The following is a 14,219-nucleotide window of genomic DNA, read 5'->3' on the forward strand; positions in this document are numbered from 1 at the left end:
GTTCCACTGCCACGTCAGGCGGCGGTGTGACTTATTCGTCTTTAAAGTGGTGCCAATCGAGCTTGGAATCCTTTAACAACTCGTCAAATGACACCTCTTCGTCGTCTTCTGGATCAAACAGCTCGGCAAACGACAAATCTGGATTGTCCTCCAGACGTTCTTTCGCCGTGCGCGACGTCTTCGCCCTTCGCTTTGCTTTGGCGGGCGCCTCTTTGACTGCTGCAGCCGTTTCTTCAAGCTGCGCCTTGAGCTCTGTCAACTTGGTGGCCACTTTGTCACCGATGCTCTCACCGACGTGAAAAGCCTCTTCTTTCGGCTTTTCCTTCGGTGCCTTCTTCGGCTTATCAACGACGATATCCATCGCATACTCCGGTTTGTCAAAGACGTCTTGTTCCGTCTTGTTGCGCTTCTGCTTCGACTTCTTGCTCACAGATTCTCGCCATCCTTCTTTGCACCCGCACTTGCCAACCAAGCGCGCAAATACGCTTTCTCGTCATCCACCAAAGCGGGATGCGCATGTAAATACATACGAAGAATCTCATCTTCGTAACTAGGATCTTCCTTAGAAACCGAAGGCTTGCCAACCTCTGACGTGAGGCGACGGTCATATAAAATGTTCCATTCCTCCGCGCCATCCTCGACGGTCCGCTGCAAAACTTGCATATAAATTCCGTCGTCTTCTGTACCCTCTTGCTGAAGGTACATAATCATTTCGTAATCTTCGAAGCGGTGAACCCAATCCAATTGGTCAAACGAACGCATATTCCCTGCTCCTTGTCGATTCGTCTCCACTTGCGCCACAGTATAGCACAATCCACTGCGTTTCCGTACCAAACTCACAGTGCAGCTCACTTATCGTTTTGTTAAAATGGCGGTAGCCTAGTTACATAGCAGTCCATCCATGCAACAGAGGGGGCGGGTCAGATGCGTCAATTTTTTTGGGTCTTATTTTTCGTAGCACTCGTCATCGTCGCCATTGAGACCTTTATACCGCGCAGCGTCTGAAAAACCAGGCAAGACGCAGATGCCCAACATGGTCTCACAACACGCCATCAAACAGCGGCACGAAATATACGTGCCGCTGTTTGTCGCTTCTTCGCGAGCGCACGGAAACGCTTACTGCGACACCATGACTTTTTTGAACTCAGCAGTCAACTGCGGAACCACCTCAAACAGATCTCCAACGATGCCATAATCGGCCACTTGGAAAATTGGCGCTTCCGGATCTTTATTAATCGCCACAATCACCTTCGAATTCGACATTCCAGCCAAATGCTGTATCGCTCCAGAAATGCCGCACGCAATATATAAATCAGGCGTCACCACCTTGCCTGTCTGGCCAATCTGCAAAGCGTAGTCACAGTAGCCCGCGTCACATGCACCACGTGATGCGCCCACAGCCGCACCCAGTACCTCCGCCAATTCGTACAAAACAGAAAAACCTGCTTCCGATTTGACACCACGTCCGCCGGAGACGATGATTTTCGCCTCTGTGAGATCTACCGCGCCACTCGCTTTGCGAACCACCTCGCGCACGACTGTCGATAAATCTGCATCCTCCACTGTCACGTTCACAGTGTGAGTATTCACCGTCTTTGGCGCACCGTCGTACGGCGCTAGGTTATTAGGACGAACCGTGATGACATACGGTTCAGACGTCGCCACCACCTTTGTGAACGCCTTTCCAGCATAAATGGGGCGAATAAACGTCGGTGTCTCTGTATCTGTTTCAACATCTGTAATATCGGATATCTGCCCCAATCCAAGCCGCATTGCAACAGCCGGTGCCAAATCCTTGCCCACAGCCGAATGCGCAAATAGGATGACTTGCGGCTGAACTTGCTGAATCACTTCGATGACGGCCTTGCGATACAGAGAGGGCGTATAGTTTCCAAAATGCGCATCATCCATCACCCATACATCGTCCGCTCCAGCCACACCAAAATCGGGCAAATCCAACAGATGGCCAATCACTGCGACATGAACGGTCCCACCTTGTGCCAATCGGTTTGCAACCCCAAGCATTTCATTCGTCACATTGCGCAGTGCCCCGTTACGTACATCGGCGACAACCAGAATATTCTTTCCCATCATGCTCCCCCCAGTGCTCATTCAATGACCTTATCCACTGTGCGCAAACAACGAACCAGTTCTTGTACCTGTTCCGACAAGTCCCCAGTCAAAATTCGTCCAGCTTCTTTCACCTGCGGTAAAAACCGCTGGACAATCTTAGTCTTCGGTGCAATGTCGCCTTCAGCCAGTCCCAAATCAGCTAGAGACATCCTCGTAAGCGGTTTCTTCCCCGCGCGGCGAATGCCTATCAACGAAGGGTAACGCGGGTCATTCAACCCCTGTTGTGCGGTCACGACCAGTGGCAAGCGTCCGGCAACCACTTCCTCATCACCCTGCGCATCGCGATGACCGACGACCTCGTCGCCGTTTATCTCAAGTTTTGTCACGGTCGAAATATGAGCCCAATCCAACAATTCAGCAACGCGCACCGCCACCTGACTTGACCCATCGTCGACTGCCTGGTTGCCCGCGAGGATGAGGTCGTACTGCCCCTTTTTCGCAATGGCCGCAAGGGCTTGCGCAACAGTGAACTCATCACCGAAGAGCGCTTCATCAGCAGCTAAAATGGCCTCGTCCGCCCCCATCGCAAGCGCTGTCCGCAGCGCCTCCTCCGCCCGTTCCGGTCCAACCGTGGCGACTGTCACCTGTGCGTCACTCGCCTCTTTGATGCGAATCGCTTCCTCAATGGCATATTCATCGTATGGATTAATGACAAATCGCACACCATCTTCTTTCACCTGTCCGTCGACGATGGCGATACGCTCTTCTGTGTCAAAGGTTTGTTTGATGAGCACTAAGATATTCACAATCACACTTCCTCCTCTACCTGTTCGCGCAAAGAGATGCCATAGCACAGCACACGCACGATATCCGGCGCAAGTGCACCCAAATCGTACTTGCTGCCAGACAATACCCAGGCGGTTACGGTTTCATCCAGAGTGCCAAAAATCATCCGCCGTGCAATCCGATGACCGACCTCCTGATTAAACACGCCTGCCTGTATGCCTTCATCGATAACGTCGTCCAACAAGTGATAAAACGGCTTCATAATCTCCCCGATTTGCCGTCGCATCTCAGCATCAACTTGCCGCAAATGCACCTGCGTCACCATTGCCAGCTCGGCATCTCGCCCCAAACCACCCAGGTAAACCTCGACGATGCGCCGCAGCTTCGCAATAGCCCCGCGCTCCTTTAAAAGCGCCTGCCGGAGTTGGTGGACAACTTCGCCGATGCTCTCACGCAAAATGGAAAGCAACAAATCCTCTTTGTTTTTAAAGTAGAGATACACTGTACCATCCGCTACCCCGGCGGCACGGGCAATTCGACTGATCTGCGCGTGATGATAACCTGTTTCTGCAATCACCTGAATGGCAGCTCGCAAAATCGCATCGCGCTTCGCACTGTCCCGACGTGTCCCGATAGCCATCCCCCCAAAAATGAATGAATAGTCATTCACTTTTAAAAAAGTCTATGCTTACTTGCAGCTTATGTCAAGCGCTTACATATTGATGTCAGTCGACCGCAAGGCACGTCACTGCCGCGACGACTGGACCAAGCCAAGACGAAAAATCCCGCCTGATAATGGCGGGCTTACACGTGTAGGGCGTATTATCTAGCGGATACCCAATGCCTCACGCACCTTCGGTTCTACTTTCTGAAAACCTTTGTCTCCAGCCGTCCGGAACAATAGTTTTCCATCGCGGCCAAAGATAAAAAATGCCGGTGTGAACTCGTTTTGGAATGCTTGCGCGATGGCAACTTGATTATCGACAGCACACGGCTGCGTGATACGATATTTCTCCACGTCCGCTCGAATCCGCGCGATGTCGGTGTCTTCTTCCATGCGCGGCATGTGGACAGCCACAGTTTGTAAACCCTGATCCGCATATTCGTCGCGAATCCGCAGAACATCCGCCATCGTCTCATGGCAGATATGGCAGGACACTGCCCAGAAATGTACAAACGTCACGTTGCCATCTTCGAGTTTCGGTTCGCCATTGAACCACTCCGTGGCCCCCACCAGTGCCGGCATATCGGAACCCAACCGCATTGGCATACCTGTTCACCTCCGAATTGATAAAAATCCCCGCGCACCAGTTGCACGCGGAGATGTCAATATCGTCTATGAAACTCAAACGTTCAACGTAGCTTGTCCAGGCTTCCAGTTCGCCGGGCACAAGCCACCCATTTGCAACGCTTCAAGAACGCGGAGCGTCTCATCCACGCTGCGGCCAACGTCCATGTTGTGCACAACTTGGTATTGGAGGATGCCGTCGGGATCAATAATAAACAGACCGCGAAGCGCGGTTCCCTCTTCTTCAACCAACACGTCATAGCTACGTGCGACGGTCTTGGTGAAGTCTGCTGCTAGTGGGTAATCCAAGCCACCTAAACCATTTTCGGCACGCGGCGTGTTAATCCAGGCTTTATGACTGTGAACACTGTCCGTGCTAACGCCAAGAACTTCTGCGTCGAGATCTTTGAACTCTTGCAGGCGGTCATTGATAGCGATGATTTCCGTCGGGCAGACAAAGGTGAAATCCGCTGGGTAAAAGAACAGAACCAGCCATTTACCTTTGTAGTCGGAAAGCTTCACACGTTCATTCAGCGTATCCATGTTTTTCGTTGACAACATGTCAAAGTCTGGTGCTGGACGACCGACTAACGGCATGACAATCCCTCCTTGAATTTAGACCAACTTGGCGATTGGCTTCGTAGGCATTATACTAAGATTTAGATGGAGCTTCAAATCGCGCGACACAGACGAAGGGAAGGAAACCACCGATATGGAAACCTATCGCTCAGAGGACTGGAGCAATGCACACTTTCAGGTCAATGATGCTTTGAGTGCGCTGTTGCAGAGCCTTCGCGACCATGGCTACAATCCGAGTCTGCATTTGACGTATGACCGCGAAGAACACCATCTCCTGGTCGACCCCGTCATCCTCAACAAACATGACGACGTCAAGCGTATCTTCTTGCAGTATGTGGATGCCTGCAATACGCGGGATGCTGCTGTGGAGCGCATTCAATCATTACCTAAACTCGACCTTGGTTTTTAACGCAATCCACCTACTCGGGTCTCATGAATAAGATGAAGGTACTTGCACGCTGGAAAGGGACTGCGCGCACGATGAAAGAAAGGCGCCAGCCTTTTCGGCGTGTCGACTTCTCTATACGCCCCCTTCTGTATCCATTTCTGCGTTGTGCATGCCTCGAAACCTCGCAGCACCCATCCAAAATAGCGTCACAAAAGCAAGTCCAGCCGGAATCAGGTCCCAGAGCAATGTGTGTGTGACAGAATACGCAATCGCACGACTCAATTGATGAAGAATCGGACGCGGGATACGCTGTCTTGTTTCCGGTGTGAGAATGGCCCGTGGATCCATCTTTGCGAAATGAGTCATCCTAGTTTGTGCGCCCCCTACCATCAGAGACGTCAGTTGACGCTGAAAGACATGGGTCTGAATCGCACCGAATATAACAATCCCAACAGTCATCCCAAGCTCCCGAACAAATGAGTTGGTTGAACTCGCAGCGCCCCGGTGGCGCGCATCAAACTCGCCGAGCGAGGCCATGCCCATCACTGAAAATGAAGGTCCAATCCCCAGACCTACAATGCACATAAATCCCATCACTTCAAACATCGAACTGTTTGGCGTGAGCCTAGTCAATAAATAAATGCCAAGTAAAAAAAGCAGACAAAACGGAATCAGGACGTTCCGGTACGACATTTTATTCGCCAACACGCCGCCGAGCGGTGCTGTGAGCGACGACCCCACCATCATCGGCAATAATTCGAGGCCCGCATTGATAGCTGATCCGCCCAACGTCCCCTGAATAAAAATCGGCACGTATATGACTGCCACGATATAGGCGCTGCCCGACAACAGCCCAACCAGATTGCTCACGGCAAACACGCGGTTCCGAAACATATGAAAGGAAATAATCGGTTCCTTCGCCTTCGCTTCTACCACGAGAAACAAGCTAAATAGAATGAGTGCGATAAAAAATGCCCCAACAATCTCTACAGATGCCCAGGCATACTGGTTGCCGCCGAACTCCAGTGCAAACATCAGAGATACGATAGCAGGCACCAATGTGAGGATGCCAAGCCAGTCAATCGCCTGTCGTGTGTGTCTAGGCGACTCATGATAGTAAAAATAAATCAAAATAAATGTAACGACACCTAAGGGGACGTTGAGATAAAACACCCACCTCCAATTGACATCTTGCGTGATGTACGCCCCAAGCAACGGACCAAAGATGCTCGCGAGTCCGAAAACAGCGCCGAACATGCCGGAAAACTTGCCCGCTTGCTCCCGGGGGACGACGTCAAAGATAATCGTGAACGCAACTGGCATCAGAGCGCCACCGCCAATCCCCTGAATGGCTCGATAAACGGCGAGTTGGTCCATGTTGTGTGCTGTTCCACAGAGCATCGACCCCAGTAAAAAAACCACCAATCCAAACACAAAGAACCGTTTGCGCCCATACATGTCCGAAAGCTTCCCGACAATTGGCATGCCAGCCATTTCAGTCACCATATAGGCCGCAGTGATCCAAACGATTTTATCAATTCCACCGAGGCTGGAGACAATACTTCCTGTCGCCGTCGCGACAATTGTATTGTCCATTGCTGAAATAAAGATTCCCAACAACAAGCCAACAACCACAATCCCTACCCGCGTGGGCCGATTAGTCACGCACGTCCACATCCTTTTGCATCAATCCTGTCTGCGTCTGAACGCCCACACTCGCACTGTTCGAGATGCGAAGATTGTCGCGATACTCGACGACTTTAACGTCACAACCCGAGCCAATCTCGACATCGTTGCCACGTACAACGCGCGCCACCGTGTCGTAAAGCACAATATGATCGCCTTCCACGGTATCGACCGTCAGTTGACGAGCGCCCTTCGCTCTCCACCGATGAGATGGTTTTACGCGAATGGTCTCCCCACCAATTTCCAGAACGCTCGAATCTCCATATAGGGACAGTTCTATGGCACCCGCATTCAACAATCCACCAATGTTAAATGAACCCTGACATTTAAACTTCTCCACATTACAGTCACCACGTACCTTCATCTCGCCAAGTACGTGAACGTGGTCACCACGCCAATCCTTCGCGACCTCTACGGTTCCCATCACCTTTGCCGAGTTCGCAAAAAGCGCTCCATCCACCTGGAACGTGCCCATGACTTTTAGGTGCGCACACTGAATATCCCCAGTCACTTTCCCCTCGCCATGGACGGTCACCTTCTCAAAAGTGCCACCTGCGGACTGCGCCGTACCGTGGATGGTCCAGTGATTACCCAAACTTCGCTTCGTTTTCATCGCATTCCCTCCGATAACTCGCCAAACGCGCTTTGTCATCGTGATTCACAACCACGAGCGCGCAGTCACAGCTTTTTATGGCGCTCAACAAACGCGTCGCCTATCTTCTCAAAATCGGACGAATACTCGAGGAGATTCACCTCCGTACCCGGCCCCAACGTCACTCGCTTTCCTCGTACCACGTTCGCCTTCGTATACTCGAGATAAATATCGTCCCCTTCAATCACCTCGGCTGTTAATCGGCGAACGCGCTGAAAAAAGCGTGAGCCTTTGCTTCTCACCACGCGAATTTGTGCGCCACCAATCTCTTTAACGCGCGAACTGCGCTCCAATCTCAACAGAATCTCATCTGCTGACAAGAGGCCCTCAATCACAAACATGCCATGCGCCTCAAACCTTTCTGTCTCACAAGATCCGCCAACGCACAGCACCCCTGTCAACGACAAAGATTCGGCGAACACCCCTCCCGATATGCGTGTGACGCCCTCCACAACGACTTCATTCGCGACGACGTCGCCCTGTATTTTCGCCTTTCCCTGAACGCTCAGTACCTGTGCTCGTACGTGACCAAGAATTTCAGCAACCCCTTCGAGGTCACATCGAAGACAGTCGATGTCATGATGTATCTTGCTGACGCCCTGAATGGTTACGTTTTGATATACGCCACCTGACGCACTTCCTACCCCCGACACATCGAGATTTGGCCGTACTGCGTAATCGTCCACATTGCCTCACCCCTTACATAAACCTTAACTTCAATTCCTCGATACACTTTGCAAGATCTAACTCCATCACGATTTTCGTATCCGCATCAAAATATAAATCTCCCGCCGTCGAGCATAAAAAACACGACGACACACCCAGTTTCCGAATCACCAACAACCGGCAACTCACATTTTCAAACCGTTCAACATTCTGCTCCATCGTCTTGAACATCATCGCTGCATCATCCAAATGAATATCACCTGTCCGCAGCGCAACATCCACAACATACAACGAAAGCAGTTGTTCAAACTTTAAAATCTCTACCCCCGGATGTTGTTCAAACAGGACATCCAACGCCGATTTCGTAACAATGTTTTGTGCTAATAGCTGTTCCGGAGAAAGAGAGATGTCAGATGGTCCCGGGGAGAACATCCTCGCCATTTCGTCCAGCGACAGATCATCTTTCATGCTCTGAATCTGCGCGATACGCTGTAGCATTCTCTCCCTCGGGAAAAATGTCTCCTGCCCGGTAAAGGTAGATTTTCGAATAAACCATTCCTCGGGGATCAACTTTTTGCGCTTCCACCGATATAACTGTCCATACGAAATCCCGGTCAGCTCTAACAATTCCTTTTTAGACATGAGGTCCTGTTCCATTCATCACTCACTCCCGGTGCAAACATCGTAACATAACAATGTTACGTTACACAAGCACAAAGTGGACCAACTAGACAAATCGCTGGCGCGCGAAGAATGAAGCGGATCCAAAACGCAAAAAAACGCAGAGCCCCGGGACATGGCCACGATTGCTCTGCGCATTATACTCGATAGGATGGAATTTTACGCGTGTAGCGGAATATCATCATACATCACGTCCGCCAAGGTCAACGCATCCAATGCATTGGTGACTGCCACGGCAACGCGCATCCAAACGTTGCGCGTATGACAAGACCGATACAAGTCACAGACACTTTCAGGTGACTCATTCCCCTCTTCTGTCACGCATGCAATAGGCGCTAACGACCCTTCCAGCAAGCGAACCAAAGCGCCAATCGAAATGGCCTCCGGAGGTCGACTCAATTGATATCCACCACCTGCGCCGCGAACGCTTGTCACAAATCCTGCTCTGCGTAGTTTGGCCATGATCTGATCTAAGAACTGTTCCGGAATCGATTCCGCCTCGGCCACTTGCCGAAGCGGAACCGTGCGGTCAACCCCCGCCATCGATGCGAGTGCCACCATGGCGCGAAGTCCGTATTCTGTCTTGCGGGATACCTTCATGCCATACTCCTCCTTGTTTCAGTTCCTGACCATGTCAGACATACCGCTACATTAATCATAATCCACCCATACTTCGTCACCGCGCACCTCAACCTCATAGGTTGCAATGGGGATGACACACGGAAAGGATGTCGCCTGACCCGTCTTGACATCGAACTTGCCACCATGCCTCGGACAAGCCACAATGTGCCCGTCCAGCGTTCCATTGGAAAGCGATTGTGCAGCATGCGTGCAGACGTCCGACGTCGCATAAAAACCATCTTCCAAGTGGTACAAAGCGAGGTCTTCCTCGTCGAGCGACACCTGCATCATATCGCCTACTTCCAAATCACTTACGTTCGCAACCTTTATCCAAGTCACCGAGTTCACCCTTCTCCTTACAAGAGGCGCGTTCCCACAGACAAGAACGCGCCAATCTTACAACTTACCCGATGGAACCTTCCATCTCGAACTTAATCAATCGGTTCATCTCGACCGCATACTCCATCGGAAGTTCGCGCGTGAACGGTTCAATAAAGCCCATGACAATCATTCGCGTCGCGTCCTCTTCAGAAATGCCGCGGCTCATCAGGTAGAAGAGCTGTTCCTCACTGACTTTGGAGACAGACGCCTCGTGTTCCAGTGTGACATCATCATTCATAATCTCATTGTATGGAATCGTATCAGATGTCGAATTGTCATCCAAAATCAGCGTGTCACACTTGATGTTCGCCTTGGAGCCCACCGCATTCGGCGCGAAACTCGCCAACCCGCGATAAGTGGTTTTGCCGCCGTGCTTACTAATCGACTTCGACACAATCGTCGAGGTCGTGTTCGGCGCATTGTGAACGACCTTGGCACCAGCATCTTGGTGCTGGCCCTTGCCTGCCACGGCGATAGACAGCACCATCGCCTTCGCACCTTCACCCTGCATATACACAGATGGATATTTCATGGTCAGTTTCGATCCGATGTTGCCATCGACCCATTCCATCGTCGCATCGCGATGTGCCACAGCGCGCTTGGTCACCAAGTTATAGATGTTTGGCGCCCAGTTTTGAATCGTGGTATAACGGCAGCGGGCTCGGTCCTTGACAATAATCTCTACGACCGCACTGTGCAACGAGTTTGTGCTGTAAACCGGCGCTGTACACCCCTCGACATAGTGAACGAAACTGTCGTCGTCGGCAATGATGAGCGTCCGTTCAAATTGACCCATATTCTCCGAGTTAATCCGGAAATAAGCCTGCAACGGCACTTCACAACGTACGCCCTTTGGAACATAAATGAAACTACCGCCACTCCAGACTGCGCTGTTGAGTGCAGCGAACTTATTGTCCTCCGGTGGAATCACCGTACCAAAGTACTCTTTAAAGATTTCCGGATGTTCCCTCAAAGCCGTGTCCGTATCGCAGAAGATGACGCCCATTTTTTCCAAGTCTTCACGCATGGAGTGATAAACGACTTCAGACTCGTATTGTGCCGAGACCCCGGCCAAGAATTTTTGTTCCGCTTCCGGGATACCAAGTCTGTCGAACGTGTTCTTAATCTCTTCAGGAACCTCATCCCACGTCTTACCCTGACGTTCCGAAGGTTTGACATAGTACGTAATCTCGTCAAAATCCAATTCGCTTAAGTCGCCGCCCCAGTTTGGCATCCCCTTTTCCCAAAAGATGTCGAGGGAACGCAAGCGGAAATCCGTCATCCAACCGGGCTCGTTCTTCATCATCGAGATCTCTTCAACGGTTTTGCGTGTCAGGCCCTTCTCGAACTTGACGACGGAAATGTCCTTATCGCGAAAACCATACTGATACTCTTCCATGTCCGGCAGTTGTTTTGCCATGCCAAACATCCCCTTTCGAGATGTATTACAATTCACCATCAGTGCCTGTCATGCGCAGTTTATTTCTTAGTTCTCGCCAGTCGACGAGGCTGCACGCTCCAGCGCCTGCCACGCCAGCGTCGCACATTTGATGCGCGCCGGAAACTTGGCGACACCGTGGAGCGATTCAAGCTCGCCCAGTTCGTCAAAATCTACGTCGTGACCCAACATCATTTCCCGAAATGTCTGCGAGAGTTTCAATGCGTCGTCAACCGTTTTGCCTTTAATGGCCTCCGTCATCATGGATGCGGACGACATGGAAATGGAACATCCGCTTCCCCGAAAACGTACATCTTTGACGATGCCGTCCTCCACCATCAGTTGGAGAAAAATCTCGTCACCGCAGCTGGGATTCCGAAGATCTACCGAGATGGCATCCTCCGATAGCGTTCCCTGATTTCGCGGTTTCTGATAGTGGTCCATGATCACTTGGCGATACAACTCATCCAATTGCATGGCCGAAGAACTCCTTCGCTTGTTGTAGGGCTTCTACCAAGTGCTCAACGTCATCTTCTGTATTATAAAGATAAAAGCTGGCACGCGCAGTTGATCCGACACCCAAAATCCGCATCAGCGGCTGTGCGCAATGATGTCCTGCGCGCACCGCGACGCCCTGAGTATCCAATACAGTCGCTACATCGTGCGGATGTACACCACGCAGGTTGAACGTAACCAACCCGCCGCGATGCACGCCTGCCGGCGGGCCATAGACGTCAATACCATCGATGGCCTGCAACCGTTCCATAGCCAAATTGGCTAATTTCGCGTCGTGTTCCGCAACAGCATCCAGACCGATGGCCGACAGGTAATCCACCGCCGCGCCAAGCCCAATCGCCCCAGCGATAATCGGCGTACCCCCCTCAAATTTCCACGGAGCTTCCTTCCAGGTCGACTCGTAAAGCTCTACCACGTCAATCATTTCGCCGCCAAAGTACGTGGGCTCCATTTGCTCAAACAATTCTTTTTTGCCATAGAGGACGCCAATACCAGTAGGCCCACACATCTTGTGCCCGGAAAAAGCGAGAAAATCACAGTCCAGCTCGACCACATCAATCGGCATATGTGGCACGCTTTGGGCGCCATCTACGACCATAATGGCACCGTGTCGATGCGCGATTTCGGCAATTTCTTTCACCGGATTAATGGTACCCAGTACATTAGAAACGTGCGCAATGGTCACTAACTTGGTTTTCTCTGTGACGGTCGCTTCCACATCTTCCAAGCGAATCGTTCCATCCGGTTGAAGTGGCAGATACTTGATGGAAGCGCCGGTAGCACGAGCCACCTGCTGCCAAGGAATCAAGTTACTGTGATGCTCACTCGGCGGCAACACAATCTCGTCGCCAGCCTGGAACCGCGTTCGCGCATAACCATAAGCTATCATGTTGAGCGACTCCGTCGTCCCGCGGGTGAATACAACCTGATTCGCTGACGGCGCGTGGATGAAGGTAGCAACCTTCTCCCGCGCCTGCTCATAAGACTCCGTCGCCCTCGTTCCAAGGGTGTGGACACCGCGATGCACATTGGAATTTTCATGTTCGTAATACCGCTTCAACACATCGAGCACCTGACGCGGTTTCTGAGATGTCGCCGCGCTATCCAGATAGACGAGCGGATGACCGTTGATCTTCTCCTCAAATATCGGAAAATCCTTACGGAGTTCTATCGGATTCATCGTGAAAGCTCCCTTTCTATACGCGCCACCACGAGGTCGCGCAACGGGGCACTAGGCAAGGCCTCCACCGAATCGTGAAGATAGCCCCAGATAATCATCTGTGTGGCCAGTGCCTGCGGAATACCACGGCTCATCAGATAATACACTTGGTTCGGGTCAATCTTCCCAACGCTCGCAGCGTGCCCACAACGATTGACGTCATTTTCGTCAATCAGGAGCATCGGAATCGCATCAGCGCGTGCGGTCCTGTCAATCATAATCATTCTGTCGTGCTGCTCACTGCCCGCTCCGACAGCGCCCTTGACAATTTCTGTGCAACTCCGGAAGACGCTATTCGCACGTTCGCGCAACGCCCCATGCATCGTAATATCACTTTCTGTATGGCGCCCACGATGCACCATGCTCGCGGTCAAATCCATGTGTTGGCGTCCATATCCCACCCCAATCACACGCGTTTCTCCACGTGCGCCAGTGCCTTCCAAGATATCTTCCACCAATTCAACCGTAAATGCGTTACTCACATCGCTGACCGTCCATTCGACCACCGCATCCTTGCCCACCAGCGCACGGCGCGTCACGAAATACGTCGCTCCCTTCGCGAACTCGTCAGCGGTACCGACGTGCACGCGACTACCTGCCTTGGCCACAACTTCCGTGACGTGACTGGACGTAAATTTCTCCTTCTGTTCTGGTGAAAACGTCACGTCGATAAATTTCACATCAGCCAGTTCATCCGCCACAATCAGATTACGTGGATACGTACCCGACTGCGCTGCCGTGAACACATGAACCGATTCGAATGGAACGTCGACTTGCACATTCCGTGGAACATATAAAAAGATGCCGCCCGCGAACAATGCCAAACTCAATGCCGACCATTTATTGTCATCCACCTTGACGACGGATGCCAGATGTTCTTTCACCAACGATTCGTGCTTGAGCGTTGCAGTGTGTATATCTGTAAAAATGACACCTTGTTGACCTTGCGCCTCTGTGTGCTTCACTTCAATGAGATGCCCGTCGACAAACAAGGCGTACGGATGGTCGAGATTGTTCACGTAATGGCGAACCGACTCTGGTACGCCAGTTGGCGAAGCAACAAACGTGCCCGTCTCCCAGCCGCGCTTGCGGAGGTCTGTCTTCTCGAGGCGCGGTTCCGGCATCTCCGTAAATCGCTGCCAGGCGTCCTCCCGCAGGCGCAACACCCATTCAGGCTCCTGAAACGCCGAACTTACGGCATGAACTTGCAATGACACCGTATTCGCTTCGGTCACTTGTGCTCCC

At 51.7% G+C, this 14,219-nt stretch carries 18 protein-coding genes; 1 reads left to right on the forward strand and 17 read right to left on the reverse strand.

Translation table 11 applies throughout. The features are described 5' to 3' along the window. Positions 1-31 precede the first annotated feature (31 nt). The 7 genes from J3482_RS01030 to J3482_RS01060 form a co-directional block, all read right to left on the reverse strand. On the reverse strand, positions 32-430 hold the full coding sequence (locus tag J3482_RS01030) for a hypothetical protein (protein WP_206921939.1): 399 nt from the start codon (positions 428-430) through the stop codon (positions 32-34). Then, the gene (locus J3482_RS01035; RefSeq protein ID WP_206916346.1) at positions 427-840 is read right to left on the reverse strand and encodes a hypothetical protein; all 414 of its coding nucleotides are present in this window, start codon (positions 838-840) and stop codon (positions 427-429) included. The genes J3482_RS01030 and J3482_RS01035 overlap by 4 nt, the downstream gene beginning before the upstream one ends. A gap of 276 nt (positions 841-1,116) precedes the next feature. Continuing rightward, positions 1,117-2,091: an electron transfer flavoprotein subunit alpha/FixB family protein gene (locus J3482_RS01040; protein ID WP_146822435.1), complete on the reverse strand. Its 975-nt coding sequence runs from the start codon at positions 2,089-2,091 to the stop codon at positions 1,117-1,119. Positions 2,092-2,108: 17 nt separating this feature from the next. Continuing rightward, positions 2,109-2,879 (reverse strand): electron transfer flavoprotein subunit beta/FixA family protein, encoded by a 771-nt coding sequence (locus J3482_RS01045; protein ID WP_146822434.1) that lies wholly within the window; start codon positions 2,877-2,879, stop codon positions 2,109-2,111. Between the two features lie 2 nt (positions 2,880-2,881). Next, positions 2,882-3,499 carry a fatty acid metabolism transcriptional regulator FadR gene (gene fadR / locus J3482_RS01050; RefSeq protein WP_146822433.1) on the reverse strand — a complete coding sequence of 206 codons (618 nt, stop codon included), beginning with the start codon at positions 3,497-3,499 and terminating at the stop codon, positions 2,882-2,884. A 186-nt stretch (positions 3,500-3,685) separates the two neighbouring features. After that, a complete protein-coding gene (locus J3482_RS01055; RefSeq protein WP_146822432.1) occupies positions 3,686-4,129 on the reverse strand; it encodes a thioredoxin fold domain-containing protein in 444 nt (147 codons plus the stop codon). A gap of 75 nt (positions 4,130-4,204) precedes the next feature. Continuing rightward, positions 4,205-4,744: a peroxiredoxin gene (locus tag J3482_RS01060; RefSeq protein WP_021297118.1), complete on the reverse strand. Its 540-nt coding sequence runs from the start codon at positions 4,742-4,744 to the stop codon at positions 4,205-4,207. Positions 4,745-4,859: 115 nt separating this feature from the next. Between J3482_RS01060 and J3482_RS01065 the strand changes: the two genes are divergently transcribed. Next, on the forward strand, positions 4,860-5,135 hold the full coding sequence (locus J3482_RS01065; protein ID WP_021297119.1) for a hypothetical protein: 276 nt from the start codon (positions 4,860-4,862) through the stop codon (positions 5,133-5,135). Between the two features lie 111 nt (positions 5,136-5,246). On the opposite strand, the gene J3482_RS01070 is transcribed toward J3482_RS01065, so the two are convergent. The 10 genes from J3482_RS01070 to J3482_RS01115 all read right to left on the reverse strand — a co-directional run bounded on the left by J3482_RS01070 (position 5,247) and on the right by J3482_RS01115 (position 14,209). After that, complete coding sequence (locus J3482_RS01070; protein WP_328702625.1) at positions 5,247-6,779, reverse strand: MDR family MFS transporter; 1,533 nt, start codon at positions 6,777-6,779, stop codon at positions 5,247-5,249. After that, on the reverse strand, positions 6,772-7,413 hold the full coding sequence (locus J3482_RS01075; RefSeq protein ID WP_188332203.1) for a polymer-forming cytoskeletal protein: 642 nt from the start codon (positions 7,411-7,413) through the stop codon (positions 6,772-6,774). Before J3482_RS01075 ends, J3482_RS01070 begins: the two co-directional genes overlap by 8 nt. 65 nt (positions 7,414-7,478) lie before the next feature. Next, positions 7,479-8,138 carry a hypothetical protein gene (locus J3482_RS01080; protein WP_206916353.1) on the reverse strand — a complete coding sequence of 220 codons (660 nt, stop codon included), beginning with the start codon at positions 8,136-8,138 and terminating at the stop codon, positions 7,479-7,481. A 13-nt stretch (positions 8,139-8,151) separates the two neighbouring features. Beyond that, complete coding sequence (locus J3482_RS01085) at positions 8,152-8,775, reverse strand: YhbD family protein (protein ID WP_206916355.1); 624 nt, start codon at positions 8,773-8,775, stop codon at positions 8,152-8,154. Between the two features lie 183 nt (positions 8,776-8,958). Further along, positions 8,959-9,399: an RrF2 family transcriptional regulator gene (locus tag J3482_RS01090; protein ID WP_146822427.1), complete on the reverse strand. Its 441-nt coding sequence runs from the start codon at positions 9,397-9,399 to the stop codon at positions 8,959-8,961. A 51-nt stretch (positions 9,400-9,450) separates the two neighbouring features. Beyond that, a complete protein-coding gene (locus J3482_RS01095; RefSeq protein ID WP_146822426.1) occupies positions 9,451-9,759 on the reverse strand; it encodes a non-heme iron oxygenase ferredoxin subunit in 309 nt (102 codons plus the stop codon). A 64-nt stretch (positions 9,760-9,823) separates the two neighbouring features. Beyond that, positions 9,824-11,221, reverse strand: a complete 1,398-nt coding sequence (gene sufB / locus J3482_RS01100) for a Fe-S cluster assembly protein SufB (RefSeq protein WP_146822425.1) — start codon at positions 11,219-11,221, stop codon at positions 9,824-9,826. A 66-nt stretch (positions 11,222-11,287) separates the two neighbouring features. Beyond that, positions 11,288-11,716, reverse strand: coding sequence for a Fe-S cluster assembly sulfur transfer protein SufU (gene sufU, locus J3482_RS01105; protein ID WP_146822424.1), 429 nt, complete (start codon positions 11,714-11,716; stop codon positions 11,288-11,290). Further along, on the reverse strand, positions 11,703-12,935 hold the full coding sequence (locus J3482_RS01110; RefSeq protein ID WP_206921941.1) for a cysteine desulfurase: 1,233 nt from the start codon (positions 12,933-12,935) through the stop codon (positions 11,703-11,705). Before J3482_RS01110 ends, sufU begins: the two co-directional genes overlap by 14 nt. Further along, positions 12,932-14,209, reverse strand: a complete 1,278-nt coding sequence (locus tag J3482_RS01115; RefSeq protein ID WP_223204084.1) for a SufB/SufD family protein — start codon at positions 14,207-14,209, stop codon at positions 12,932-12,934. The genes J3482_RS01110 and J3482_RS01115 overlap by 4 nt, the downstream gene beginning before the upstream one ends. Positions 14,210-14,219 lie beyond the last annotated feature (10 nt).

It is taken from the genome of Alicyclobacillus suci, assembly GCF_017329615.1.
GTDB classification, from domain to species: domain Bacteria; phylum Bacillota; class Bacilli; order Alicyclobacillales; family Alicyclobacillaceae; genus Alicyclobacillus; species Alicyclobacillus suci.

What these genes read in the sequence shown, in the direction of transcription:
- J3482_RS01040 (WP_146822435.1), bottom strand. Translation starts at nt 2,091, where the DNA reads ATGGGAAAGAATATTCTGGTTGTCGCCGATGTACGTAACGGGGCACTG.
- fadR (WP_146822433.1), bottom strand. Translation starts at nt 3,499, where the DNA reads ATGGCTATCGGGACACGTCGGGACAGTGCGAAGCGCGATGCGATTTTG.
- J3482_RS01055 (WP_146822432.1), bottom strand. Translation starts at nt 4,129, where the DNA reads ATGCCAATGCGGTTGGGTTCCGATATGCCGGCACTGGTGGGGGCCACG.
- J3482_RS01060 (WP_021297118.1), bottom strand. Translation starts at nt 4,744, where the DNA reads ATGCCGTTAGTCGGTCGTCCAGCACCAGACTTTGACATGTTGTCAACG.
- J3482_RS01065 (WP_021297119.1), top strand. Translation starts at nt 4,860, where the DNA reads ATGGAAACCTATCGCTCAGAGGACTGGAGCAATGCACACTTTCAGGTC.
- J3482_RS01075 (WP_188332203.1), bottom strand. Translation starts at nt 7,413, where the DNA reads ATGAAAACGAAGCGAAGTTTGGGTAATCACTGGACCATCCACGGTACG.
- J3482_RS01085 (WP_206916355.1), bottom strand. Translation starts at nt 8,775, where the DNA reads ATGGAACAGGACCTCATGTCTAAAAAGGAATTGTTAGAGCTGACCGGG.
- J3482_RS01090 (WP_146822427.1), bottom strand. Translation starts at nt 9,399, where the DNA reads ATGAAGGTATCCCGCAAGACAGAATACGGACTTCGCGCCATGGTGGCA.
- sufB (WP_146822425.1), bottom strand. Translation starts at nt 11,221, where the DNA reads ATGGCAAAACAACTGCCGGACATGGAAGAGTATCAGTATGGTTTTCGC.
- sufU (WP_146822424.1), bottom strand. Translation starts at nt 11,716, where the DNA reads ATGCAATTGGATGAGTTGTATCGCCAAGTGATCATGGACCACTATCAG.
- J3482_RS01110 (WP_206921941.1), bottom strand. Translation starts at nt 12,935, where the DNA reads ATGAATCCGATAGAACTCCGTAAGGATTTTCCGATATTTGAGGAGAAG.